24 protein-coding genes are annotated in these 24,290 nt (G+C 46.0%); 16 read left to right on the forward strand and 8 right to left on the reverse strand.

Annotated elements, in window-relative coordinates; genetic code table 11:
- Positions 1-2 precede the first annotated feature (2 nt).
- From ACXAH6_RS12970 to rplI, 6 genes are all read left to right on the forward strand, one after another.
- Positions 3-740 carry a 3-keto-disaccharide hydrolase gene (locus ACXAH6_RS12970; protein WP_474877436.1) on the forward strand — a complete coding sequence of 246 codons (738 nt, stop codon included), beginning with the start codon at positions 3-5 and terminating at the stop codon, positions 738-740.
- A 152-nt stretch (positions 741-892) separates the two neighbouring features.
- Positions 893-2,338 carry a GGDEF domain-containing protein gene (locus ACXAH6_RS12975; RefSeq protein WP_474877437.1) on the forward strand — a complete coding sequence of 482 codons (1,446 nt, stop codon included), beginning with the start codon at positions 893-895 and terminating at the stop codon, positions 2,336-2,338.
- A 6-nt stretch (positions 2,339-2,344) separates the two neighbouring features.
- Positions 2,345-3,238: a DMT family transporter gene (locus ACXAH6_RS12980; protein ID WP_474877439.1), complete on the forward strand. Its 894-nt coding sequence runs from the start codon at positions 2,345-2,347 to the stop codon at positions 3,236-3,238.
- Positions 3,239-3,382: 144 nt separating this feature from the next.
- Positions 3,383-3,781 (forward strand): 30S ribosomal protein S6, encoded by a 399-nt coding sequence (gene rpsF / locus ACXAH6_RS12985; RefSeq protein WP_474877440.1) that lies wholly within the window; start codon positions 3,383-3,385, stop codon positions 3,779-3,781.
- Between the two features lie 2 nt (positions 3,782-3,783).
- The gene (gene rpsR / locus ACXAH6_RS12990; RefSeq protein ID WP_474877442.1) at positions 3,784-4,011 is read left to right on the forward strand and encodes a 30S ribosomal protein S18; all 228 of its coding nucleotides are present in this window, start codon (positions 3,784-3,786) and stop codon (positions 4,009-4,011) included.
- Positions 4,012-4,028: 17 nt separating this feature from the next.
- On the forward strand, positions 4,029-4,481 hold the full coding sequence (rplI, locus tag ACXAH6_RS12995; protein WP_474877444.1) for a 50S ribosomal protein L9: 453 nt from the start codon (positions 4,029-4,031) through the stop codon (positions 4,479-4,481).
- A 68-nt stretch (positions 4,482-4,549) separates the two neighbouring features.
- Here rplI and ACXAH6_RS13000 read toward each other — a convergent pair whose 3' ends face one another.
- A complete protein-coding gene (locus tag ACXAH6_RS13000; RefSeq protein WP_474877445.1) occupies positions 4,550-5,194 on the reverse strand; it encodes an MOSC domain-containing protein in 645 nt (214 codons plus the stop codon).
- Positions 5,195-5,386: 192 nt separating this feature from the next.
- On the opposite strand from ACXAH6_RS13000, the gene ACXAH6_RS13005 reads away from it, so the two are divergent.
- From ACXAH6_RS13005 to ACXAH6_RS13015, 3 genes are read left to right on the forward strand one after another with little or no spacing between them, the layout of a single operon-like run.
- Positions 5,387-5,965: an RNA polymerase sigma factor gene (locus tag ACXAH6_RS13005; protein ID WP_474877447.1), complete on the forward strand. Its 579-nt coding sequence runs from the start codon at positions 5,387-5,389 to the stop codon at positions 5,963-5,965.
- Positions 5,952-6,467 (forward strand): hypothetical protein, encoded by a 516-nt coding sequence (locus ACXAH6_RS13010; protein WP_474877449.1) that lies wholly within the window; start codon positions 5,952-5,954, stop codon positions 6,465-6,467. The genes ACXAH6_RS13005 and ACXAH6_RS13010 overlap by 14 nt, the downstream gene beginning before the upstream one ends.
- 9 nt (positions 6,468-6,476) lie before the next feature.
- Complete coding sequence (locus ACXAH6_RS13015; protein WP_474877450.1) at positions 6,477-7,478, forward strand: DUF4097 family beta strand repeat-containing protein; 1,002 nt, start codon at positions 6,477-6,479, stop codon at positions 7,476-7,478.
- A gap of 29 nt (positions 7,479-7,507) precedes the next feature.
- Here the strand turns inward: ACXAH6_RS13015 and ACXAH6_RS13020 are convergent, their stop codons facing one another.
- Positions 7,508-8,650 (reverse strand): ROK family transcriptional regulator, encoded by a 1,143-nt coding sequence (locus ACXAH6_RS13020; RefSeq protein ID WP_474877451.1) that lies wholly within the window; start codon positions 8,648-8,650, stop codon positions 7,508-7,510.
- A 565-nt stretch (positions 8,651-9,215) separates the two neighbouring features.
- On the opposite strand from ACXAH6_RS13020, the gene ACXAH6_RS13025 reads away from it, so the two are divergent.
- The 6 genes from ACXAH6_RS13025 to ACXAH6_RS13050 all read left to right on the forward strand — a co-directional run bounded on the left by ACXAH6_RS13025 (position 9,216) and on the right by ACXAH6_RS13050 (position 17,541).
- A complete protein-coding gene (locus ACXAH6_RS13025) occupies positions 9,216-12,275 on the forward strand; it encodes a TonB-dependent receptor (protein WP_474877452.1) in 3,060 nt (1,019 codons plus the stop codon).
- A 209-nt stretch (positions 12,276-12,484) separates the two neighbouring features.
- Positions 12,485-13,210 carry a SapC family protein gene (locus ACXAH6_RS13030; RefSeq protein ID WP_474877454.1) on the forward strand — a complete coding sequence of 242 codons (726 nt, stop codon included), beginning with the start codon at positions 12,485-12,487 and terminating at the stop codon, positions 13,208-13,210.
- A gap of 16 nt (positions 13,211-13,226) precedes the next feature.
- On the forward strand, positions 13,227-14,258 hold the full coding sequence (locus tag ACXAH6_RS13035; protein ID WP_474877456.1) for a cupin-like domain-containing protein: 1,032 nt from the start codon (positions 13,227-13,229) through the stop codon (positions 14,256-14,258).
- A gap of 15 nt (positions 14,259-14,273) precedes the next feature.
- Positions 14,274-15,758, forward strand: coding sequence for a tryptophan halogenase family protein (locus ACXAH6_RS13040; protein ID WP_474877509.1), 1,485 nt, complete (start codon positions 14,274-14,276; stop codon positions 15,756-15,758).
- Between the two features lie 77 nt (positions 15,759-15,835).
- Positions 15,836-16,090, forward strand: coding sequence for a TIGR03643 family protein (locus ACXAH6_RS13045; RefSeq protein ID WP_474877458.1), 255 nt, complete (start codon positions 15,836-15,838; stop codon positions 16,088-16,090).
- 218 nt (positions 16,091-16,308) lie between these two features.
- Positions 16,309-17,541, forward strand: coding sequence for a diguanylate cyclase (locus ACXAH6_RS13050; protein WP_474877460.1), 1,233 nt, complete (start codon positions 16,309-16,311; stop codon positions 17,539-17,541).
- 9 nt (positions 17,542-17,550) lie between these two features.
- Here the strand turns inward: ACXAH6_RS13050 and ACXAH6_RS13055 are convergent, their stop codons facing one another.
- A complete protein-coding gene (locus ACXAH6_RS13055; protein ID WP_474877462.1) occupies positions 17,551-19,377 on the reverse strand; it encodes a sensor domain-containing diguanylate cyclase in 1,827 nt (608 codons plus the stop codon).
- A gap of 190 nt (positions 19,378-19,567) precedes the next feature.
- Here ACXAH6_RS13055 and dnaB point away from each other — a divergent pair, with 190 nt between their 5' ends.
- Positions 19,568-20,950, forward strand: coding sequence for a replicative DNA helicase (dnaB, locus tag ACXAH6_RS13060; RefSeq protein WP_474877464.1), 1,383 nt, complete (start codon positions 19,568-19,570; stop codon positions 20,948-20,950).
- Positions 20,951-21,022: 72 nt separating this feature from the next.
- Here dnaB and ACXAH6_RS13065 read toward each other — a convergent pair whose 3' ends face one another.
- The 5 genes from ACXAH6_RS13065 to rsd form a co-directional block, all read right to left on the reverse strand.
- Positions 21,023-22,231 (reverse strand): OmpA family protein, encoded by a 1,209-nt coding sequence (locus ACXAH6_RS13065; protein ID WP_474877466.1) that lies wholly within the window; start codon positions 22,229-22,231, stop codon positions 21,023-21,025.
- A gap of 118 nt (positions 22,232-22,349) precedes the next feature.
- Positions 22,350-22,787 (reverse strand): secondary thiamine-phosphate synthase enzyme YjbQ, encoded by a 438-nt coding sequence (locus ACXAH6_RS13070; RefSeq protein ID WP_474877467.1) that lies wholly within the window; start codon positions 22,785-22,787, stop codon positions 22,350-22,352.
- Positions 22,777-23,241, reverse strand: coding sequence for a chemotaxis protein CheX (locus ACXAH6_RS13075; protein WP_474877469.1), 465 nt, complete (start codon positions 23,239-23,241; stop codon positions 22,777-22,779). Before ACXAH6_RS13075 ends, ACXAH6_RS13070 begins: the two co-directional genes overlap by 11 nt.
- The gene (locus ACXAH6_RS13080) at positions 23,231-23,704 is read right to left on the reverse strand and encodes a transcriptional repressor (protein ID WP_474877471.1); all 474 of its coding nucleotides are present in this window, start codon (positions 23,702-23,704) and stop codon (positions 23,231-23,233) included. Before ACXAH6_RS13080 ends, ACXAH6_RS13075 begins: the two co-directional genes overlap by 11 nt.
- A gap of 49 nt (positions 23,705-23,753) precedes the next feature.
- Positions 23,754-24,227: a sigma D regulator gene (rsd, locus tag ACXAH6_RS13085; protein ID WP_474877473.1), complete on the reverse strand. Its 474-nt coding sequence runs from the start codon at positions 24,225-24,227 to the stop codon at positions 23,754-23,756.
- Positions 24,228-24,290: the final 63 nt, after the last annotated feature.

Here is a 24,290-nt window from a genome sequence, read left to right on the forward strand (position 1 = left end):
ATATGAAAGTAAAAACAACCGCTGTTGCCTTATGTTCATTGCTTGCTGCTCAAGCTTATGCGGCATTGACACCTGAGCAACAGGCGGCCAAAACAGAAGTGTGGGAGCCAGAGCCTAAAGTGGTGAGCGCACCGATTGATGCACCTCCTTCCGATGCCACCGTACTTTTTTCTGGCGATGCATTAACGCAATGGGAAAGTCTGAAAGGCGGCAAGGCTCAATGGGACGTAAAAGACGGTGTGATGACTGTAAAACCGGGTGCCGGTGATATCGTAACCAAGGCGTCATTTTGTGATGTACAACTCCACGTCGAGTGGAAAGTGCCTCAACCTGAAGCTGGCATGAGTAGTCAGCAACAAAACAACAGTGGCGTGTTTTTACAACAGCGTTATGAAATTCAGGTGTTAGACTCTTATCAAAACCGCACTTACAGCAACGGTCAAGCGGGTTCCGTATACAAACAAACGATCCCCTTGGTCAATGCCATGCGTGCGCCAGAGCAATGGCAGTACTACGATATTATCTTCAAAGCGCCGCGTTTTGATGGTGAAAAGCTCGTATCTCCTGCTTATGTGACGGTATTGCACAATGGTGTGCTAGTGCAAAACCACACCGAAGTACTGGGCAAAACTGAGTGGATTGGTGCGCCGAGTTATGAAGCGCATGGCTGTGCGCCAATTCAATTACAAGACCATTCAAATCGCGTTAGCTTCAGAAATATCTGGGTGCGCGAACTGTAATCTCTCCCCGTTACGCACGAGACTATTGGTAGTTTCGTGCGACAATCAACTAAATTGCTACTCGTTTTTAGTCCAAAAGTGCTTATAATACAGACAGAATGAGCGTTCCTAAGCCATTGGGTCGTTCGGATTTTCATCACATATAAGTATTCATGAATTATTCGTCTGCGAGCGCATCGCTAAAAAACGGCATGGCACACCTTCTTCTCATCATCGCGTGGTTGGGGATGTGGCGTTTATCAATTCTCATGGAGTATGCGCCGCATGCTAGCATTTGGTTTCCGCCAGCGGGCTTAACCTTCGCCGCTTACTTGATTCTACGTTGGCGTGCGCTACCGGCTATTTTTCTCGCGTGTATCATCTCTACCTTTTGGGAGAGCGTGCTGTTTAATGACTTGCGCTCCAGCCAAGAGTTACTCACTACCGGAAGTTTTTTCGCGCTCATCCACAGCCTCGCCTATGGCGGCGGAGCGGCATTAATACGTGGCGCTATCTCGCAGGTAAACTCGTATAATTTGTATCACCTGGTCATGCGCTTTTTGATCGTTGTAGCGCTGTCGAGCTTATTGATGGCCTTGATCGGAACGTATTTCATCTATCATCTCGACCTAAACGCGGCGTTTACCGACACTTGGCTGGCATGGTGGATTGGTGATATGTCGGGCATTCTGGTACTTGCGCCGCTGTTTGTCGGGGTTATTAACCGTTTGTATCCTCAAGTGGGTTTACTGCAATTTTTGCGGTTTAAACCACTGAATAACAATCGCCTACCCTTTATCGTTAAAGTGTGGGTGAGCTGCGCGTATTTGTTGAGCGTGATGGCGCTTGCCAATTACTTCAACTCTGTCGAAATCGCGTTTTTTGTGTTCTTCCTCATGTTGCCCCAAATGTGGATTGTGTACACTGAAACGCCTTTCAGAACCTCCATCAGTTTAGCGGTTTTTAGCTTTTTTATTGCTGCGGTTGTCGCCGTTGTTGGGATGGGGCAGCACGCCTATATTTATCAGTTTGCTATAAACGTTATTGCGTTTGGGGCTTACTTTGCGATGGCGGTGCCTGCTTTGGTTTCAGACAATAAGTTGCTGCACGAAAAGGCCCATGTCGACTCATTGACAATGGCACACTCCAGAGACCACTTTTTTGCGTTAGCAGAGCAGCATTTAAAACACGCCCAACGATATCGTCATTCTTTGTCTTTGGTATTATTTGATATCGATAAGTTCAAGCACATAAACGATACTTTTGGTCACTCTATTGGAGACATGGTGTTGTTTGATGTAGCGAGTTTAGTGCGGTTGCGATTGCGTGAAAGCGATGTATTTGGCCGTTTTGGTGGTGATGAGTTTATGGTGCTGTTGCCTCATACCGCGATTCAACAAGCTCACGATATTGCTGAAACACTGCGAACGACAATAGATACCATGCGTTTTGAAGAAGCAAACATTGAAGTTTCATGCAGCTTTGGTGTTGCTGAAGTCCTCCCTTCAAAAGGCTTACAAGAAGCCTTCGACGAAGCTGACCGCAATTTATATCAGGCCAAACACGAAGGACGCAATCAAGTGTGTATTTCGGTTCCTGAAGACACTCAAACCATTTAATTTAGTATGTCGTTATCGGGTGAATTAGCGGCGCTAATCACGGCCTTGTGTTGGGCCGTAGGCGCGCGTTTATATCGAAAAGTTGGCAGCGTCTTCACACCGTTAGCAATGACATTCTGGAAAGGCGTGTTGGCTATTATTTCGCTCTGGGGCCTTGTGTTGCTTACTGGGCAAAGTGGGCAATTATCAACCCTGTCACAGCAAGGCCTGTTGTTGTTATTGCTCAGTGGGGCTATCGGCATTGGTATTGGAGATACCTGTTTTTTCCAAGCGTTGAAGCGACTGGGAGATAGCCAAACCATGATTGTGGCTGAAACCCTCGCTCCCCTTTTCACTGCGCTACTCGCATGGGCTTTTATTCAAGAGTGGTTATCTTGGCAGCAATGGTTAGGTATGGCCCTGACCATAGGTGCAGTGGACGCGATTATTCAATGCCAGAAAAAATCCACTGCTGACTTTTCCTTAACTGGCTATAGCTTCGCGGCTATTGCCGCCCTGTGCCAAGCGCTTGGTGCGGTAATAAGTCGAGATGTATTAACTTCTACGCAGGTTTCTGCGGAATTGGCCAGTACGGTGCGTTTAGTGGGGGGCGTAGGGCTTATATTGCCCCTTGTCTTGCTTCGTCCTCGCAATTTGTTCCCCGCTTCAACAGGCTCGCTGTGGGCATTACTTATTCTCGCTACCTTGATAGGCACTGTTGCAGCACTTTATCTACAGATGCTGGCATTTTCACAAACAAAGGCCGCAGTGGTACAAACACTGTTTGCCTTGAGTATTGTTATGTCTCTCGGTATTGCCGCTGTTGAAGGGGTAAAAATTAGCGCCAAAGTGAAACTTGCTACGTTAGTGTCTCTCCTTGGTGTCGGGCTGTTGGTGGGGGCGTTCGACTCTGGCTTTTGAAGTTTTTCAAACCGGTGCGAAGTAATCGCTTGTGTGAGCAGTATTTGATCTATATAATGCGCGCCCTTACAGCTATCTAACTAAGTTCCTTGTCTCCATGCAGTTTGGCTGTGCTGCGAGAGACTACAACCGTAAGGAGCAATCATGCGTCATTACGAAATCGTTTTTATGGTTCACCCTGATCAGAGTGAACAAGTTCCTGGTATGATCGAGCGTTATACCACGATCCTTAAGCAAGAAGGTGGTCAAATCCATCGCTTGGAAGACTGGGGTCGTCGTCAGTTGGCTTACCCAATTGAAAAACTACACAAAGCACACTACGTGCTAATCAACGCTGAAGCAACTGCTGAAGCTGTTGAAGAGCTTGAAACTGCTTTCCGTTTTAACGACGTTATCCTACGTAACCTTGTTATGCGTACTAAAAACGCAGTGACTGAGCCTTCTCCAATGATGAAAGAAGAGCCTCGTCGTGAGCGTCGTGAAGACTCTGCTCCTCGTGCAGAGAAGCAAACTGAAACCGTTGCAGAAGAGAAAGGAGAGTAATCATGGCTCGTTTTTTCAGACGTCGTAAGTTCTGCCGTTTCACCGCTGATGGTGTAACTGAGATTGATTACAAAGATATCGCTACTTTGAAAAACTACGTTACAGAGAGCGGTAAAATCGTACCTAGCCGTATTACTGGCACAAGCGCTAAATATCAGCGTCAACTGTCTAGTGCTATCAAGCGCGCACGTTTCCTTGCGTTGCTTCCATACACTGACTCACACAAGTAATATAAGGGGTAGCTACGATGGAAATCATTCTACTTGATAAAGTCGCTAACCTTGGCGGTTTGGGTGATCAGGTTACAGTTAAAGCAGGTTATGCTCGTAACTTCTTGTTCCCACAAGGTAAAGCTGTTCCAGCAACTAAAGCTAACGTTGAGAAATTTGAACAACGTCGCGCTGAGTTGGAAGCGAAAATTGCTGAGCAACTAGCTGCTGCACAAGCACGCGCTGATAAAGTTGCTGAGCTTGGTGAAGTGACTATCGCAGCATCTGCTGGTGATGAAGGTAAACTTTTCGGTTCTGTTGGCACTGCTGACATCGCTGCTGCTGTTACAGCTGCTGGCGTTGAAGTTGCTAAAGCAGAAGTGAAACTACCTACTGGTACACTTCGTGAAACTGGTGAGTTCGATGTTGACTTGCAGCTTCACTCTGACGTAATGGCAACTATCAAAGTTATCATTATCGCAGAAGCCTAAGCACTGATTTGTGTTTTAGAAAAAACCGCTGCTTGTCAGCGGTTTTTTTGTGCCTGACGTTTGAGTTGTTATGACTTGTTGGCGCGTTTCGTTGCACGTACACACTTTTCTCGCCATTCGTCGTCAAGTGGCGCAAGCTCAATATATTCAGCGGCATCGGCAAAATAATCTGCGTTGTACACTGCTCGCATTAAATGATGTACCGATACACTCTTTTCTGGGCGAGACACCAAAGTTACTTCATCATCAACCTTGATCTTACCTGTTTCTAACACGCGGTAATACCAACCGGTATGTCCTTCATTGCCGAGAAGGCGGTCTAAATTTTTGGTATCAAATCGCTGAGATATTTTCACGCAGGGCGCTCTGGGCGCACTCACTTGTAAAACGACTTCTCCAAAGCGGTACACGTCTCCAATCATCACATTTTCGTCGGTCATATCAGGCACAGTGATGTTTTCACCTATACTACCCGCTATCGCTTGTTCAGCGAGCTCAGGATAGGTGTCGAGTATTGTGGTATAGCTCGATAGACTAAATTGATGCAAAACCTTTTCAGGGCCTCCGTGAAGCTTTAGATTGGCTTGCTGGTCTTCGTCTGTGCCGTCAACATTCACAGAGAGTGCAGATATTGGTTGTTTCACAATACTTGAGGGGTTGCCTCTCGGCCCTAAAGGTTGAGGTTTACCAGCATACAAAGCAGTAACTTTCACGACGTGTTCCTTAAATAAACTCGATTGCCACACCATAACATTGAAAAAATAGCAGTAAAAAGTTTTTTGGCATTTAAACCTTTAGCCCTTAGGCTACGACTAACTCAATACAAAAACGATAAATGAGTAAAGAGGTACCACAGTGTTAGCATTGGCTTTCTTTACCAAGTACCTATTTCAACAAGGAACTAGATGACAAGCGCAACGGGAAATGTGGTGGATGCTCAAAGTGCATTTAACCAAGTTCAACAGCAAACGCTGATAAACAAAGCGCAGAAAGGGTGTAAAACCTCGTTTCAAGCTTTGTATCACGAGCATGTTGGACGGGTTTATGCGCTTTGCTATCGCCTTACCGGAGACAAGAGCTTGGCTGAAGATGCAACCCAAGAGGTGTTTATTCAGTTATGGCGAAAAATTGGTAATTATTCGGCGCAGAGTAAGTTTTCAACCTGGCTACACAGTGTCGCTGCAAATGTCACTGTGTCTTATATGCGTAAGCAGAAAGGCTGGTTTCAGCGCATGTTTAATATTGAAGACAGTACCGAAGCCAACTCAGCTATCGCTGAAGCAAGTGGCGGTGATGTGGATTTAGAGAGCTATATTGTGAGATTGCCCGAGCGCGCCCGTATGGTTTTTGTCCTTCACGCGATTGAAGGCTACCGACATGAAGATATAGCAGACTTATTAGAAATGGCCGTGGGTTCAAGTAAAGCCCAATTTCATCGGGCTAAACAACTATTGAAAGAATGGATGGGCGATGACAGTGAATAATTTTGACAAAGCCTTGCAGCAAAAAATCGACGCGCTCCCCAAAGAACAGCAACCAGAACGCGATTTGTGGAATGGCATTGCGATCGGCATTGAGCGCCAGAGCGACGACAACACAACGAACTCTCGCTTTAGTCAGCGCTGGCCAGCTCTAGCCGCGAGCGTCGCTATTGTGGCTTGTTTAAGTTGGTTTGGTATCCAGTATCAGGGCGTGGGCCAACAGAGCGAAACGGCGAGGTTAGATGCCACGCAGTTGATATCAGCATTGAGTGATCAGCATCAAGCACAAAAGCAGGCTTTGCTTGTGAGCTACGCTGATCAACCAGCATTGACCCAAAATTGGCAACAACAACTCGAAGAATTGGATGATGCGGCTAACGCGATTAAAGCGGCATTAGCACAGGACCCTAACAATACGGCGTTATTTCGTATGTTACAGAACGTATATCAACAACAAATTGACCTGATTGAGCGAGTGCACGCGCCCAAGTGGCAACAAATTTAAAAGGTAACCATGATGCAATTTTTAAGTGAAAATAATCGAACTTGGCCTCGTGCAATTTCAATCGTGAGTGTCGCGGTTGGTTTGTTTGCGTCAGCCTCTGCGTGGGCTAACCAAAAGGTCAACGACACGTTAGATGTAGACACCAACAGTTACATTGAAATTGAACATATCAACGGCAAAATTGAAGTGATTGGTTGGGACAAAGCTCAGGTTAAAGTGGAAGGCGAACTCGGCGAGAAAACCGAAGAATTCATTTTTGAACGACACGGTAAAGACGTGACCATTAAAGTAGAAGTAGAGCCTTACCGCTATAACTGGCGGGAAGAAAACTACGGCTCTTTTGGCGATAACTTAGTGGTTCACGTGCCGCATGGCGCAAAGATTTCCTACAATGCGGTTAATGCTGGTGCGTCTTTTAGCGATATTTCCGGCGGGCTAGGGGTAGAAATGATCAACGGCGATATCGACTTGAATAACATAAGTGGTCGTACCCGACTGGAGTCTGTTAATGGTGATATTCGGTTTAGTAAGCAAACTGGTGATCTGCGCATTGAAACAGTGAATGGTGACATTTCTGGCGACCATGAAGACTCTCGCGAACTGGCAATAGAGTCGGTCAACGGTAACATCAACGTGACGACCAATAGCGAGGAAGTGAGAACTGAAACCGTTAATGGCCGCATTAAATTGATGCTTGATAAAATTCGAGAGCTCGATGTTAATACCGTAAATGGTCGAGTTGATGCCACCATGCAGTTACTAAGCGGTGGCGATATTCGCGCAGATTCGGTTGGGGGAAGTATCGATTTGTATTTCCGAGATCCACTCTCTGCACGGTTTGACATTGAGGCACATGCCGGCGGTAAAATAACTAACAATTTGTCGGGTGAGACCATGAAAAAGGCGAAATACGGCCCTCGTCGTTGGTTGGAGTTTGCCTATGGAGAAGGGGCCGCAAAAGTAGAAATATCAACAGTAAGCGGCAAAGTGAGTGTTAACCGCGCGGAATAAACTTAACGCTATACTTAGATAACAGCAGGTTAGCCCCTGCTGTTATCTTTTTGGCTGACGAAACCCGTTTGGGCAATGTCAGCTAAGGGGTCTAACATTCCCAATTGGGTCAGTGCTAGCTCATACGCGCCAAGGCAAGCACCTGAAAGAGGAGCGCTTTCCGGTAAAGCGCTGGCTACAATTTCAGTCGGGGTAAAAAGGTCGTCGGCGATACGTTGCCTTAGCGTATCGACCAAAGCGGGGTAACTACATAGTGGCCCGCCTAATATAATGGTAGAGGGGTTGATAAAAGTAGCCGCAGCAGCAATGATATCGGCAATACGGTTGACCGCGGGGTGTGCGTCTAGCGGTGCGCCATTCATCAGAGTTTGCTTTAATCTGTGCTCAAGTACGAAGTCTTGTAAATTGGCGTGTTCGTTGACTTTGATATAGCCAATTTCTCCGGCCAAGCCATGGCCACCGCGAACCAAACGGTCGTCTACTACCACACCAGCGCCAATCCCTTTGCCCAGATACACATAGATAAAGTTATCAGGATGGTTGAGCTTGGTTTCAGCTCTTTCTGCCAGTGTGGCCCAGTTTACATCGTTGTCTATGGTTACAGGGCAATCTACCAAGCCAAAGAACAACCGCGGGAAATCGATATGGTGTGCGATGGGAAAGGGTGAGCGTGGCAATGCGATAACTTGCCCCGTTGTGACGTTGACAGGGTCTGCAATCGACACCCCTACTGCGAGTAGTGGTGTCGTGATACTCGCTAATACTTCAGAAACAATACGATGCAGCGTTTGTTCAAAGTATTCCACAGTGCAATTTGCGTCATATACGTGTGATGACTCAAAAGTAACTTTTTTAGATAAATCGAGTACCCGCACTTCAATAAATTCGCTGTTCAACGCTACACCCAAGACACAGCCAGCCTCAGCATTGAGTTCATAAATAACGCCGGCTCGACCTTGGGTGTTTTTACTCTTTCTCTTGGTTTCAATAACGAGCGCTTGGGCAACGAGACGCTGTGCTGCGCCTGATATAGTGGGCTTAGAAATACCGGTAACTTGAGCAATGGCGGCTCGGGTCATTGGGCCGTTTTCTCGTAAACAGCGAAAAAAGTGCCGGTCAGTTGCTGCTGCTAAATGGGTGAAACGCGTAGAACTTTGTGCCACTGTACTCATTATTTTTACCGAACATTGCTAAATACAATTTATCATACAAACGGGTGCAAGCCTCTTTATTACCGCATTCTACTATCGATTAGCAACGTCGATTTTTACTAATCGATTTAAAAAATTCGTCCATGCTGGGGGAGCTATCATCACTGTTAAGAATACCCCATCAAAACAGCATCATCTTAAATCAATGATATCGATTACATTATACGTGCTATAAGTGCGGATTATAGGCGATTGCCACGGGATCGCTATGTGTATTGTTTTGTAAAGATAAAGTTAATTCTTACGTATAATAGACTAAAGAATGAATTTGGCTAACTTTGTTAAGACGGTTAACAAAGTACTTGCATTATGGTCTGACGATGATCTATAACTGTATTGTTACATTTAATTAACGTTGTATATTTGTGTAAATAGATTTACCGCAACAAACGTGAAAATTAGATGTAACCGGTTTCATAAGGCGGGTTAAAGACACGGTACAAAGTAGATGTCTTGGTGCAATCAATCATCGCCTTCAAGCCATAGAAGATACATTTAAACGATTAATCTCACTTGGAACATAACTATGTTTAAAAAGACTAAGTTGTCAGCAGCTGTATCAGGAGCATTTTGTGCCGTAATGGCATCGCATGCTTTAGCGCAAGAAGCCACCGTTGAGAAGATTGAGGTACGTGGTGTACGCGGTAGTTTGTCTCAATCTATGAATGTGAAGCGCCAGTCATCGGGTGTTGTCGACGCTATTTCAGCGGAAGACATGGGTAAATTCCCAGACACCAACCTTGCTGAATCATTGCAGCGTATTACGGGGGTGTCGATAAACCGCGTAAACGGTGAAGGTTCAGAAGTCACGGTTCGTGGCTTTGGCGGAAACTTTAACTTGATCACGCTAAACGGCCGTCAAATGCCTGCCGCGAATGTGGCATCGATTACGGGTAACCCGTTAGATCAAGGTGCATCTGGTACCACTCGCTCTTTTGATTTTTCAAATCTAGCGTCAGAGGGCGTGAGCGGCATCGAAGTCTATAAAACAGGTCGCGCTGCCGTTCCTTCGGGCGGTATTGGTGCGACTATCAATATCAACACTCTAAAACCCCTTTCTCAAGGTAAAAACAAAGCCTCAATTGGCGCTAAGGCCATGCGTGATGAAAGTGGTTCTGGTGTTACACCTGAACTAAGTGGTGTGGCCAATTGGGTGAGTGAAGACAGCAAGTTTGGTGTAGCTGTTTTTGGTTCATATCAAGAGCGTGATTCTGGCAGCCGCCATATGAGCGTAGAAAACTACCAGTTGTACAATTGGGACGTAAACTCTCCAAGCACGTTTGGATTAGTGAGCGGTGCTAACGTAACCAATGCGCCTGAACAAGGCCAACTTGTCGCAATGCCTTCTAACTTAGGTATTGGTGTGAACGAAGACAACCGCAAACGTATCAATGGTATGTTGACGGTACAATACGCACCTTCAGACTCGTTAACGCTTACGGCTGATGCCACCTACGCAAGCAATGAAATTGAGTCTATGTCGGTCGTTGACGGTATTTGGTTTGCGCGCCAGTTTACCGACATGGAGTTTGATGGTAACCCAGTTGTTGCTACACCTATTCGCTCTACTGAAGACATCGACGGCGGTAAAGATTTCTTCTTCCAAAACTTACTTATGGCAGCCAAAGATGAGCTTAAATCTTTCGGTGTTAACGCAGATTGGTGGGCTACGGAAGATTTAAACTTACGCTTTGACGCATCAACGTCGACAGCGTCTAGTGGCGGTAATGGCCCGTATGGTAAAAACGTGATTCGCTTTAACGTTGCTGGTGCTACTGCGGGTTGGCAAACTGTTGATTTTTCCAAGTCGCTTCCGCAAGCAAGTATTGTGGTTGATGACTCAATAAAAGGGAATGACAACGGCATTTTTGATTTGCCCGACGTAGGCCCTCAGGTGACAAGAGCGTTTGAATCTGACCAAGAATCGGATGTGAGTCAGTTCCGTTTTGACGGTACTTGGCACAAAGACGCAGACGTACAAATCGACTTTGGTGTTGGTTACTTGTCTACCGAAATGCAGCAAACTCGTTATGAAACCGAGGCACAGCTTGGTGGGTGGGGCGTTGCGGATGTTGGCAATATTCCAGAAGGCCTGTTAGATGTCACATGTACGGCATGTGCATTTGAAGATCACGATATGAGTGGTGTAGACGGCGCTGATTCAATTGCAGTACCAGCTGGTTCTAGCACTATTGCGCTTGGTAGTGTGTCATTCCGTGGTAACGCGCGAGACTTACTTGATGCTGTGGCCCCTATGTATGGCTATACACCGGGTGATTTACCAGCGGTCAGTAGCGCCAACAATACGGTAAAAGAAGACATCTTGTCATTGTACGCCATGGCGACAATGGACGGAGAAATTGGCGGAATGGAAGCGAACCTTGTCGTGGGTGCCCGCTATGAAAAAACAGACGTTGAGTCTATCTCTATTCAAACCATTCCTGAGCGTATTGATTGGGTATCGGATAACGACTTCCGAGTGCAATTAGGCACTGGAACAGACTCACTCTCACAGAAACATTCGTATGAGTCTTTCTTACCAAATATCGACTTCTCGATTAACCTCACCGATGATTTGAAAGCGCGTGCGTCATACAGCATGACTTTGGCACGCCCAGCGTACAATTTGATGTATACCGCTACCAGTATCGGTGTACCTAACCGACCAACATACCTAGGCGGTGTAGGTTCTGGTGGTCGTGGTAACGCTCAACTTGATCCACTAGAGTCAAATAACTTCGACTTGTCACTTGAGTACTACTACGGTGACGCCAGCATGGTGTCGATTGGTTATTATCGCAAAGACGTAGATAACTTTGTTGGTACTCAGCAAGTTTCTGAAAACCTATTTGGTTTGTTGGATGCGACCTCTGGAGCTTCTGGTACAACATCGGGAGATGCCATTGCGGCCTTGGAAGCACGAGGTATTGAGGTAACCGAACGTAACTTCTTTACTATGACTGCTTTATTGTCGAACCCAGCAGCATTCCCGAATGGTGCAGACGATTTTGAAGAGGGTCAGGCATTCGCTGACAGCGTATTTGCAAACTACGATGTGGCACCTGGAGCCGGTGATCCTGAGTTGATGTTCGAAGTGACGCAGCCAGTGAACAACCAAAGTGCACGTATCTCTGGTTATGAGTTTGCATGGCAGCACTTCTTTGGCGATACCGGTTTCGGTTATCAAGCGAACTTCACAATCGTAGACGGTGACATTGGTTACGACGTGGGCGCTGATCCAGCGCTAGACCAGTTCGCACTCGAAGGGTTGAGTGACAGTGCCAACATTGTACTTATCTACGAAAAAGAAGGGCTATCAACGCGTATCGCTTATAACTGGCGTGATAAGTTCCTGTCAGAAGTTAACCGTTCTGTATCTTCAGTACGTAACCCACTATTTATCGATGAGTATGAACAAATCGATATCAACGTGAGCTACGATTTCTCTGAAGACTTTACGATGAGTCTTGACGTTATCAACCTGCTTGAAGAAGGCCAGCGTCAATACGGTCGTAGCTACAACAACGTATTCTTCGTTCAAGAACTGGACCGACGTTTTGTGTTGAGTGGTCGCTATACTTTCTAGTGACCTTCCCTTCTTTATGCGCTTAGGCGTGTAAAGAAGGGTTTGCTGTTGAGTTGTATGCCTTATTGTTTTGTGTGTTTCCAATAAGGCATTTTTTTCTTTCGCCGTAGTTTCTATCATTGATTATTTTTTCACTACGTTGCATGGTATAGCCCCTTAGACGGATAGAAATTATCGTTGCCATTCAATACAACCAGTAGGTTCTCTTTATGACCACGCCAACTGCATTGAATAACGTGGAGCACAAAGATCTCTGCGTCATTACCCAGCCTGTAGCAGGCACTCCTGACCGTGTTAATCGCTGTTTAATTCACGTGAATGAAATCGCAGATTTACACAAAGAATTCCCGATATTGTTCTATCGTGACCCCGCTTCTAATCAGTTACAAACTCATGCCATTTTGGGGTTAGACAAAGACGAAAACTTATTTCTTGATGAACAGGGTTGGACTAGCCGCTATGTGCCCGCATTGCTCGCTAAAGGGCCGTTTAGTTTGACCTATCACCAACACGAAGGGAGCGACCAGCCGGAAGCGGTGATTTGTGTTGATATGCAAGATACTCGTGTGAGTACAACAGAAGGGCAACCCGTGTTTTTGCCTTTTGGCGGAGATGCGCCGTATTTATCTGGTGTGAAAAAAGCCCTGCAATCGATACAAGTGGGCGCACAATACGACAATACTTTATTTACACTGATGGAATCTATGTCTTTGCTTGAGCCTGTCTCTATTCAAATTAAATTGAATGACGACATGCAAATTAGCTTTAATCAGTATTTAACTGTTAGCCAAGAAAAACTCGCTAATTTGAGTGGTGAACAATTAGCCCAACTGAATCAATACGGCGTGTTGGGTTTGCTATATTTTTCGGTGTCGTCGCTGGCGAACTTTCAGCGCCTTATCGATCTGAAAAGCGTTTCTTTGCAAGGATTATAAATAAAGGCGAGCTATTGTGAGCGAAACATTTCAACCGGTACAAGTATTAGAAGGGGTCACGCCAGAGAACATCCCCTTTGATAAGCTGTTTGAAGCAGACAAGCCCGTTATTTTGAAAGGGCTGGTAAAAACATGGCCGATGGTCGAGCAAGGGCAAAATAACGCGTTAGTGGTGATGACAGCCCTAGAACAAGCTTACAGTGGCAAACCAATGCTCGTCTATAAAGGTGCGCCGGAAATTAAAGCGCGATTCGGGTATAACGATGCTTGTAATGGATTTAATTTCGTCAGTGAACGTTCAACGATACCTGATGTGTTTGCCGCTATTCGAGCGCAATTAGATAAACCCTCCCACGATTATCTCTATATTAATTCGTTGCGTTTAGATGATGGTTTTCCCTCCTTGGTTAACAGTCATACTCTGCACTTTGACCACCCAGAATTTCATCAAAATCGGCCGATGGCCAAAATCTGGTTGGGCACAGAATCTATTGCGGCCGCGCACTTTGACCAGCCCAAAAACCTTGCGTGTTGTGTGTTGGGTAAGCGTCGTTTTTTGCTGTTTCCACCAGACCAAATCGCTAACCTGTATCCCGGGCCTTTAAGCCCAACACCCGGTGGCCAAGTGGTCACTATGGCTGATCTGAACAATCCAGATTTTGAAAAGTATCCACGGTTAGAGGAAGCGTTCAAGCATGCTCAAGTGGCTGAGCTGGCACCGGGGGATGGTTTGTATTACCCCAGTATGTGGTGGCATGAAGTGCAAAGCTATGACCGTTTCAACGTAATGGTTAACTTTTGGTGGATGACAGCGCCCGCTTACATGGGCAGTGCAATGGATGCGTTATTGCATGGCATGATGAGTGTGCGTGATAAGCCCGACAGCGAAAAGCAAGCATGGCGAGCACTGTTTGACTACTACGTGTTTGGCGAATCAGACAAGGTGACCGCGCATTTACCCGAGGCCTGCCAAGGTGCTTTAGCTCCGATGGACGAAAATCAAGGGCGAATGATGCGAGCAATGCTACTTAAAAACTTGAATCGGTAATACCTCATGAATCAGATGAATAACAAGAAAACGAAAGTCGTGGTAGCAGGTGGCGGCACGTCTGGTTGGCTCACGGCTTATAGTTTAGTCACCCGCTTGGGCGGTGTGCTAGACATAGAATTGGTTGAGTCTGAACAAATTGGTACCGTAGGTGTGGGTGAGGCAACCATCCCCACTATGCGCTCTTTTCATCAGTTAATGGGGATTGATGAGCGCGAATTTATGTCGGCAACCCATGCTACGTTCAAGCTAGGCATCGCGTTCGAGAATTGGGGCAAGGAAAACGACAGTTATATTCACTCTTTTGGTGAAATTGGTCAGCGCTCGTGGATGGCCGAGTTTCATGAGTTTTGGATGCAGGTAAAGTCTCAAGGTGTCGAGACCAGTTTAGACGACTATTGTTTGGAATTAATGGCTGCTAAGGCCGGCAAGTTTGCTACCCAAGTGGGAAAGCGCCCCATTAATTACGCCTTTCATTTAGATGCCACTGCCTATGCGAAATATCTGCGAGAAAAAAGTGAGCGTGCTGGTGTTACTCGTACTGAAGGTAAAATCGCGAAAGTAGAGACAGATCCGGAAAATGGTTTTATCACCACGTTGTGCCTTGATTCAGGTAAGCGTGTTGAAGGCGATGTGTTTATTGATTGTACCGGTTTCAGAGCTTTGCTCATCGGTGAGTGTTTGGGGGTTGAATACGAAGATTGGAGCCACTGGCTGGCGGCCGACAGCGCGCTAGCACTACAAACTGAATCTGTTGAGCCGCCTAAACCATACACGAGAGCCATTGCCCACAAAGCCGGATGGCAGTGGCGTATTCCACTACAACATCGCACTGGCAACGGCATTGTTTATAGCCAGCAGTTTTTGAGTGACGATGAAGCCGAACACACCTTGCGTCAAAACCTCGAAGGCGAATGCCTAACAGAAGTTCGAAAACTGCGGTTTAAGACCGGGCGTCGAACTCAGGCATGGAGTAAAAACTGTATTGCTATTGGCTTGTCGAGTGGCTTTTTAGAGCCGTTGGAATCGACGAGTATCCACTTGGTGACAACGGCGATTTTCCGATTGATGAAGCTATTTCCTTTCTCTGCGCAATGTGAATACCAAGCGGCACAATTTAATAAGGAAACATCTAAAGAATTAGAGGCGATCCGCGATTTTATTATTCTTCACTATCATCTGACTGCGCGTAATGACAGTCCGTTTTGGGACCATTATCGCAGTATGGATATTCCCAGCTCGTTGCAACAGCGGATGCAAATTTTCAAGCAAAATGGCTATGCCTCACCAGACGACGTGGGTTTGTTCCGCGTTGACTCATGGGTACAAGTGATGATGGGGCAAGGACTAATGCCAGAACAAAATCACCACGCGGCTCGAATCCAAGGCGGCGACGTGCTCAAACAGCAACTTCAAGCCCTCCGTCAGCAAAATGCGTCTCTGTTAGCTCAGTTGCCTGATCACCAAGCCTTTATCGAACAGTATTGTCCAAGTCGTTAGTTGTTATAAAGTAAACTTTTACACATCCTATTCTCCGCTCTATACGTACTACCTTACAAACACAATGAGGTAGTACCGTGCAACTCTATACCGAAGAAGATATCTCCCGCATCATTGAGATGGCTTGGGAGGACAGAACGCCGTTTGAGGCGATAGAAAAGCTGTATCAGTTAGACGAAAAACACGTGATTAAATTAATGCGAAAAACCCTCAAATCGTCTTCATTTAGGATGTGGCGAAAGCGGGTGAGCGGCAGGAAAACAAAGCATGGAAAACTGCGTTCTCCTGCGATTAGCCGAGGTTATTGTCCTTCACAATACAAGCGTCAATAACCGTATTTAAATTGTGGTTAATGGCGCGGAACCGCAGACAGCCTCTGGCGTGAGGCGTGTGCGAACGGAGAAATATAGACTTTACGCTAATTGTATTTTTATGTTTCTCTTTGAGAGTGCGCCATTCTTTAGACATCAGTATAAATTTGTCGATTAACTAGCGCTTTTTGGTTGCTTATTGGTTATTCTGGCTCTAATACGTCAAGAGAGTAGTTAAGATGTTTAAGGTTCTGGTCACTGAAGATAGCCCCATTGTTCGCAAAATCCTGTACAAACTGATTGAAGATAACCCTTATTTTCAAAGTGTACTTTGCGAAGATTTGGCCAGTGCCGCCAAACAGTTAGCCAGTGGCGAAGAATATCTAGCAGCGATTGTCGACCTTAACTTACCCGATGCCCCCAACGGGGAAATTGTAGAAGTTATGCTGGCTCATGAAATACCAACAGTGGTTCTCACGGGGAATTTTGATGAGCATCTCAGACACATGTTACTGGATAAAGGGGTATTGGATTACATTACCAAAGAATCCCGATATTCATACATGCAAGTGGTTAAACTCATCGACAGACTGCGGAAAAACCTTACAACTAAGGTGTTGGTGGTTGATGACTCTTTAACTAGCCAGAATTTTTTATGTGGGTTTTTGCAAAAATTTCGCTTTCAGGTGATGTCGGTTAACGATGGAGTTGAAGCGTTAGAAGCTCTTGAAAAACATCGCGATATCAAACTGGTGATATCGGATTACATGATGCCCAACATGGATGGCTTTGCACTCGTTAAGAAAATCCGCCAAGACCGACGGCTACAAGATTTAGTCTTTATTGGCTTGTCAGCGAAAGGTAACAGCATGTTGTCGGCTAAGTTCATTAAGAGTGGCGCGAACGATTTCTTGAGCAAGCCCTTTTATCACGAAGAGTTTTTCTGTCGCGTGTTGCACAATCTAGAATCTCAGGAAATGCTAGCCACTATCCGAGATTCAGCCAACTTAGACCCTCTCACTAAAACCTATAACCGTCGTTATTTGTTTGATTATGGCGTGTCATTGGTTAAGCAAGTTGGTGAACAAGGTGGCGTTACGGTCGCTATGTTAGATATTGACAACTTTAAGCCGATTAACGATAACTATGGGCACAAAACCGGTGACCAACTGTTAGAAGAGTTTGCGGGTTTGTTGAAGCTACATTGTAGCCAAGATTTAGTAGCGCGATACGGCGGAGAAGAATTTACCGTAATATCACACCGCAACTACGAAGACGCGGTCGCAGACTTAGCTAAATTTATGAATGTGGTGCGCGAACAAGAGTTTACTGAGCACAGGCTGTCACTAACGTGCAGTATAGGCGTTTGCGCGGATGATGCGCCCAACCTTGAAAAGCTCATAGAAATAGCGGATACCCGCTTATATCGCGCTAAACACAGTGGTAAAGATCAAATAATCGAGATGGATTAGCCGGCAATGCTAGCCGGCGTCTTTACACTCACTGCTTTTCGTTTGATTGCGCCCGTTTCGTTTGGCTTCATACAGTAAAGCATCACATTGAGATACAATGGCTGATACGGGCATTTTGCTGCGTACCTCGAGTAAACCACAGGAAAAACGCAGTAGCGCGGCGCTCGATAAGCCAGGAATATTTTGCCGAACAAGCACGTTTCGCATGGCATCTATGCGACTTTCTCCATGGCGCAATGACGTATTTTTCAATACCAATAGAAACTCTTCACCACCGTGACGGGCAAAAATATCATCGTCTTCTAGTTGGTACTTTATTGTTTTGGTGAAGTACTTTAATGCCGCATCACCCACTTCATGCCCATACTCGTCGTTAATGAGCCTAAAATGATCAATATCTAATAGTGCGATACACAGTGGGCTGTGCGTTTTGTCTGCTTGCTTGATGCTCTGAGCTAATAGTCGCTCGGCATGCCAGCGATTATGGATCCCCGTTAATTGGTCCAGTTGAGAAAATTGTTCAAGTTGTTTTTTCTGATGAAGAATACGCCATAACAACAGCAACACCAAAGCGCACAGTACTGAGGTGATAATGGCTAAGGTTGTCATGTATTGTGACTTGGCGTGCTCAAGGCTTGCTCGTTGTTTTAAAAAACGCATCTGCTGGTTGTCCAGCATTGCACTTATATCGTCAAAGTCTTCTGGACGGTATTGGTATGAAGATAACGTTAGCGTGTTGTCGAACAGCGTTTTATAGATGTGGGCTGCTTCTTTGTATTGATGCTGCAATAGGGCGTGTTCTGCCTTTGCACGTTGGAAGCGTTGCAGATTCTTAGCTCTAGGTGGAAGGTCGGTTAATTCTGCCTGCATATTGCTTAAGTATCTCTCTACCGCTGCCTCATCTTTGCGTTGGATGGCAATTTGTGCCAGCGCGTAATAGAGGTGAAAGCGGTTGCTGTCGGCTTCGAGACCTTGCTGAGTAATATAGGCCAACCCGTCTTTAGCGAGGACTTCCGCTTGATTTATGTGGCCTAATTCACGGTTGGCGGTAGATAAAAGCGCATAGGCACCGATAGCAATATAGTAAATACCGGCCTTGCGTGACGCTTGCAGAATGGGGTAGGTAATATCGAGCGCGCTCTGCAAATCATGAAGCTTTACTTTCGCTCTGGCGATACAAAATTGACTGTCTAGTTGCGTAAAAATGTCGTCCTGCATGTAATTGCCATATTTTTCGCAATAGGCCATCGACATGGGAAAATCACCCAATTGATAGTATGCTGCCGCCAGATCGTGGTACATCACAACCAGCGCATAGTCGTATAGCGTCGCAACATGGGTCATGTCTGGCGCGGTATCGACAATGTTTTTAATGGCAATAATGGCAGAGTAGTTAAAGCCGTCATCAAGTAAGCGTTCTACTTTCATTGACGTTGCCCAGCGTTTTATTCTTGGCCAATGCTTGCTTTCTGCCCGCTGGATTATTGCATCAATGTTGTCATAAAACGCCGCACTTTCATCTTCTACAAACGAACGAAGTACTTCGCCCTCGTAGAAATACTCGGGGTAATCTCGTTGTAAGAGTTCGCGTTCTGCCGACGTTAAGGTGTAGTAGTTTTCTGCTAGATGCGTATTGATATACAAAGAGTTGTAAAAATACTTGCCGATAGGCGTGGAAACGTCGAACACTGACGACGCCGTTAACGCGTCGAGCCGGTCGATGACGGCCAGTGACAAAATGCGCTCTCGTTCTTGTTCGTAGTTGGGGATGGAAACTTGCGCTAGGGCAGTTAAAGAAGCTGACAAAAGAATTAAAGCTAAGAATACGCTTCGCATAAATCACTACAGTAATATTATTATAATTAGACAATGCATCCGTGCTGGCATCTTGAGCGCGCGATTATACATGGATTTACACTAAAGTAGAATATTGGCAGCGGCAGAGTGTGAAGCGGGATGTTTTATCGAGAATTTACAGGCATAATACGCCTCTGTTTTGTTATCTCACATCAGGTAGTAAAAGGTCGTGTCTACGCCACAAAATGAAAATAAAGTCGAAAAGTTGAAGGTTCCCCCCCACAGTATTGAGGCGGAACAGTCTGTACTCGGCAGTATGCTCATTGATCCCGAGAGTTGGGATAAGGTGGCAGAGCAAGTTACCGAAACCGACTTTTACAACCGCTCTCACCAAATTATCTTTCGTGCGATACTGCGCTTGCTTGCGCAAAACTTGCCGGTTGACCTGATCACGGTATCAGAAGAATTAGAGCGACACGACGAACTCGATGACGCTGGTGGCTTTGCTTATTTGGGGGAACTTGCCAAAAATACCCCAAGTTCAGCGAACGTGGTTGCTTACGCCAAAATTATTAGCGAGCGGGCGATCACGCGTGAACTGATAGGCGTTGCCCATGAAATCGCCGAGGTAGGGTATAACCCAGAAGGCCGAGACAGTGCCGACATTCTCGATATGGCCGAAAGTAAAGTCTTCGAGATCGCCGAGCGACGCACAGGCGAAAGTGAAGGCCCACAAGCTGTAGAAAATGTCTTGGGCAAAACCATCGACCGCTTAGAAGCCTTGGTCAAATCGAATAAAGAAGTCACGGGTGTAACGACGGGCTTCACCGACTTGAATAAAAAAACCAGTGGTCTTCAACCATCCGATTTGATCATTGTGGCTGCACGTCCGTCTATGGGTAAAACAACTTTCGCGATGAATCTTTGTGAAAACGCGATGTTGGATGAAGAAAAGCCAGTCTTAGTATTCAGCTTGGAAATGCCGTCGGAACAAATCATGATGCGTATGCTTGCATCTCTAAGCCGCGTGGACCAAACAAAAATACGTACCGCACAACTCGACGATCAAGATTGGGCGCGTATTTCCAACACCATGGCGATGCTAAAAGACAAAGATAACTTATTTATTGATGATTCCTCAGGACTAACGCCAATGGACGTGCGAAGCCGCGCACGTAAACTTGCCAGAGAGCGTGGAGGCATTAGTTTAATCATGGTGGATTATCTTCAGTTGATGCGCGTGCCGTCTTTGTCCGACAACCGTACACTAGAAATTGCGGAAATTTCTCGCTCATTAAAAGCCTTGGCAAAAGAACTTAACGTGCCTGTGGTGGCTCTGTCTCAGCTAAACCGTAGTTTGGAGCAACGAGCTGACAAACGCCCAGTTAACTCTGACTTGCGTGAATCTGGTTCAATCGAGCAGGATGCCGACTTAATCATGTTTATTTATCGTGATGAGGTGTATCACGAGAACAGTGAATACAAAGGCGTGGCAGAGATTATTATCGGTAAGCAGCGTAACGGCCCAATCGGTACGAGCAGGTTGACCTTCCAAGGTCAATTTTCTCGGTTTGACAACTACGCCGGGCCAGAATTACCCGACGAGTACTAGTCTTTTTTATTTTCTCCGATTTCAGACAAAAAAAGAGCAGGCTAAGCCTGCTCTTTTCGTTACAGTAGATGATTAGTCGCGTACTGGTACTTCAACAGTTTCAGATACAGTGACTTCGATACGACGGTTAACTTTGTGTGCTTCGGCAGTATTGCTGCTATCAAGCAAGCGTGACTCACCAAAACCTACAGCTGCAAGACGTTCTGCATCAATGCCATAGTGCTTCACAAGTACTTCCACCACAGCTTCAGCGCGACGCTTTGATAGATCCATGTTGTACGTGGCTTTACCAGGTGCAGAGGTGTGACCTTCAATCACCGCATTGGTTTTACCGTAACGCTTCATAAAGTTGGCAAACTCTTCTAACTCTGTTGAGTCAGGGTTTTTAACTACTGTACTGTTATTATCGAACAGAATACGTAGAGACTGTGTTACTTCTTTTTCTTTAAACACAGTACAACCGTCTGCGTGTACTTCATCACCTAGCGGTGTTTCTGGGCATGCATCAAGGTTATCAGCAACACCATCCTGGTCACTGTCACCAATGATGGCACAACCCACGTTATTCACTTCTGTGCCTTTAGGCGTGTTAGGGCATTGGTCATTGGCGTTAATAACGCCGTCGCCGTCTTTGTCGATGTTACAACCTTGGCTATCAACACGTGTACCAGCTGGTGTTGCCGGGCAGCGATCTAGGTTATCGTTGACACCGTCACCATCACTGTCGCCAATTGGCGCCACTGGCATAGGTTTTGGTTGGCTAGTGGGTGTACTACCGTAGTAATAGGCAAGCCCTAGTTTAAAGGTATAGTCGCTGTAACTTTGACCAAAGTCATACATGTAACCCGCTTCGGTTACTAGCTTCCATTTGTCGTTTAGGTCCCAGTGTTTACCTGCACCGATAGCTGCCATGCGATAAGTGTCGTCTAAGCTTTCGTGACGCAAACCACCAAACAAATACAGGCTGGTGTTGTCTAAAAAGTACAACGCATCAAGGCCGAACATGTGGCCACTGTCATCAATGCCAGCGGCATTGGCATCGAGGTTTAGGTAAGTATATTCAAGGCGTGCAGCCCAGTTAGAAGTAAATCGAAACCCGCCTTCTATGCCCAGTCCGAAGCCATCGTCGAGGCCACCTGTCGGTGCGGGTTTGTCTCCATCAACATCGTAATACAAGCCATAGCCTGCAACCCAATCTTTAGAGGTGTCACGCTCTTGGGCAGAAACAGATAAGCTACCTAATGCAGTGGTAGCAATAACGAGAGGGAGTAAATTTTTCATGTCAATACAATCCTGTGTTGAATAAAATACTTGTATCAGCACTTTCGGTGCCTAGGGAGAGTTGATATATAACAATGCACCAAGTGTGCCAGCTTGAATGCTGAAGAAAATTTAGGCTTTATCCCGTTACGCCCTGAAGGGTTGCGAGTATTCTTCTTCGTCCACCATGGTCGCGATGTTCTGCCAGCATAATACCTTGCCATGTTCCCAGAGCTAAGCGGCCCTGTTGAACTGGAATGGTCAGCTGGCAACCTAGTATACTCGATTTGATATGCGCTGGCATATCATCTGGGCCTTCGTAGGTGTGAGTAAAATACGGTGAGTCTTCTGCGACAGAATGATTAAAAAAGGCTTCTAAATCGTGTCGCACCGAGGGGTCTGCGTTTTCATTGATCGTTAAGCTCGCACTGGTGTGTTGTAACAATAAATGTAGCAGGCCCACTTCAACGGTTTTAATTTGCGGTAATGCTTGCTCTACTTTCTGCGTAATGAGGTGAAAACCTCGGGAGTAAGCGGGCAGAACAAGCGTGTCTGAATACCAAACGCTATTTGTCAAAGCATATTTCCAAGTGTGCCAGTCCAGTGTCACTGTTAAATGGAAGAATGATTTTGGGGCCGTCGACTTGGTGACTGATACTGTGTCGATGCCCAGACACCACGACAGGAGTGGCCATAGCAAATTCGTAACCGCGTTCGCCGAGTTCGCGTTTTGCATTGCCGCATATCATATTGGTTATTTCGCCCACCATGTCTGCCACGTCGGCGTTGATTTCTGTCACCTTCTCACCAACCATGCGTTCCATAATCGTCAGGGCAAGTGCTTCGTCAAACGTAATCGACATTGAGCCTCTTACTTCAGGGCCAACCATACCAATTAATCCAGACACATCGCCCTTGGCAACTTCATCATTTTTGCGCTTGGGTTTTCCCGGTGTGAGCTTGGTCTGAGCCATGGTTTCCGTCACGTTCAACAAACCCGTTATAAACGGATTAACAAACTCAGCATTCATGTTCTTTCTCTCCGGGCACTGTTGCTTCGGCCTCTTGGCAGTCGGCACATAAACCATGGGCTTCTATGGTTTGTTTGGATACTTTAAAACCGTGGTTTTTCGCCTGATTTTCCAAAGTTTCTTGTAAACCTTCAGATTGTATTTCGGCTACGTCACCACAACTGTCACAGATCAAAAACTGGACAGGGTGACTGCAACCAAAATGGTGACAGGCGACAAACGCATTGGTTGACTCTAATCTATGAATAAAACCGAAATCGAGAAGAAAATCCAGCGCACGGTAAACAGTAGCGGGTTTCGCACTTGATTCGGTTTCTTTTAAACTGTCTAACAGTTCATAGGCCCCCATTGGACCATGTTTAGACAGCAAAATCTGGTACACTTTTTCTCGTAATGGCGTAAAGCGGGCACCGCGCTGTTCACAATAAGCACGGGCTTTGGTTAATACTGTTGAATTATTCATCTAATAGTTTGGTTACCATCGCTATACCAGTCAACACTGATAATAATCTTTAGAGTGCAGCTTCAACCTGCTTGATGTTGTCTGAATTATGCATGTGTGCAATTAATTCGTCCTCTAGCTCGAACCTTTCTTCGAGGGTCTCCCCCAGTTTTGCTAAGGCTGAGTCAAAGTGCTTGGCTTGTTCAGCCGTAATCGCATCAACGTAGGCATCATTAAAAGCCAGTGCTTCGTCAGTCGTTACCGCAAGTTTAGGATAGACACGCTGTTTGAGCGCTGAACCTTCGTTATCGTCGGCCACTAACATATCGTAAACTTCGAAGTGTCCTGCAGAGAGATAATCCATGAGGATTTCGCAAAAGTCACTGATTTTGTTTGAGTCTGGCAAGGCCGTTGAGGACTGTTGCCCCACACCGGCAAGGTCGCAGTACTGGATCAGTAACTCCATTCTTTCGTGCAGCCAGTTATCAATAGTGGTGTGGCGACCACCCCATTTATTCTTCGCTCGCTTTACTTGATTCAGCATTGGCGTTGTCTCCTAGACCGAACACGCACTTTTCTACTACTCAGAGTATAACACCGCCTCACA

The sequence above is a fragment of the Alteromonas sp. ABE4_545 genome, from assembly GCF_056161325.1.

Bases quoted from the DNA above. Each gene is read 5' to 3' on its own strand.
- ACXAH6_RS12970 (WP_474877436.1), top strand. From the start codon at position 3: ATGAAAGTAAAAACAACCGCTGTTGCCTTATGTTCATTGCTTGCTGCT.
- ACXAH6_RS12975 (WP_474877437.1), top strand. From the start codon at position 893: ATGAATTATTCGTCTGCGAGCGCATCGCTAAAAAACGGCATGGCACAC.
- ACXAH6_RS12980 (WP_474877439.1), top strand. From the start codon at position 2,345: ATGTCGTTATCGGGTGAATTAGCGGCGCTAATCACGGCCTTGTGTTGG.
- rpsF (WP_474877440.1), top strand. From the start codon at position 3,383: ATGCGTCATTACGAAATCGTTTTTATGGTTCACCCTGATCAGAGTGAA.
- rpsR (WP_474877442.1), top strand. From the start codon at position 3,784: ATGGCTCGTTTTTTCAGACGTCGTAAGTTCTGCCGTTTCACCGCTGAT.
- rplI (WP_474877444.1), top strand. From the start codon at position 4,029: ATGGAAATCATTCTACTTGATAAAGTCGCTAACCTTGGCGGTTTGGGT.
- ACXAH6_RS13005 (WP_474877447.1), top strand. From the start codon at position 5,387: ATGACAAGCGCAACGGGAAATGTGGTGGATGCTCAAAGTGCATTTAAC.
- ACXAH6_RS13010 (WP_474877449.1), top strand. From the start codon at position 5,952: ATGACAGTGAATAATTTTGACAAAGCCTTGCAGCAAAAAATCGACGCG.
- ACXAH6_RS13015 (WP_474877450.1), top strand. From the start codon at position 6,477: ATGATGCAATTTTTAAGTGAAAATAATCGAACTTGGCCTCGTGCAATT.
- ACXAH6_RS13020 (WP_474877451.1), bottom strand. From the start codon at position 8,650: ATGAGTACAGTGGCACAAAGTTCTACGCGTTTCACCCATTTAGCAGCA.
- ACXAH6_RS13025 (WP_474877452.1), top strand. From the start codon at position 9,216: ATGTTTAAAAAGACTAAGTTGTCAGCAGCTGTATCAGGAGCATTTTGT.
- ACXAH6_RS13030 (WP_474877454.1), top strand. From the start codon at position 12,485: ATGACCACGCCAACTGCATTGAATAACGTGGAGCACAAAGATCTCTGC.
- ACXAH6_RS13040 (WP_474877509.1), top strand. From the start codon at position 14,274: ATGAATAACAAGAAAACGAAAGTCGTGGTAGCAGGTGGCGGCACGTCT.
- ACXAH6_RS13050 (WP_474877460.1), top strand. From the start codon at position 16,309: ATGTTTAAGGTTCTGGTCACTGAAGATAGCCCCATTGTTCGCAAAATC.
- ACXAH6_RS13055 (WP_474877462.1), bottom strand. From the start codon at position 19,377: ATGCGAAGCGTATTCTTAGCTTTAATTCTTTTGTCAGCTTCTTTAACT.
- ACXAH6_RS13065 (WP_474877466.1), bottom strand. From the start codon at position 22,231: ATGAAAAATTTACTCCCTCTCGTTATTGCTACCACTGCATTAGGTAGC.
- ACXAH6_RS13075 (WP_474877469.1), bottom strand. From the start codon at position 23,241: ATGAATGCTGAGTTTGTTAATCCGTTTATAACGGGTTTGTTGAACGTG.
- ACXAH6_RS13080 (WP_474877471.1), bottom strand. From the start codon at position 23,704: ATGAATAATTCAACAGTATTAACCAAAGCCCGTGCTTATTGTGAACAG.
- rsd (WP_474877473.1), bottom strand. From the start codon at position 24,227: ATGCTGAATCAAGTAAAGCGAGCGAAGAATAAATGGGGTGGTCGCCAC.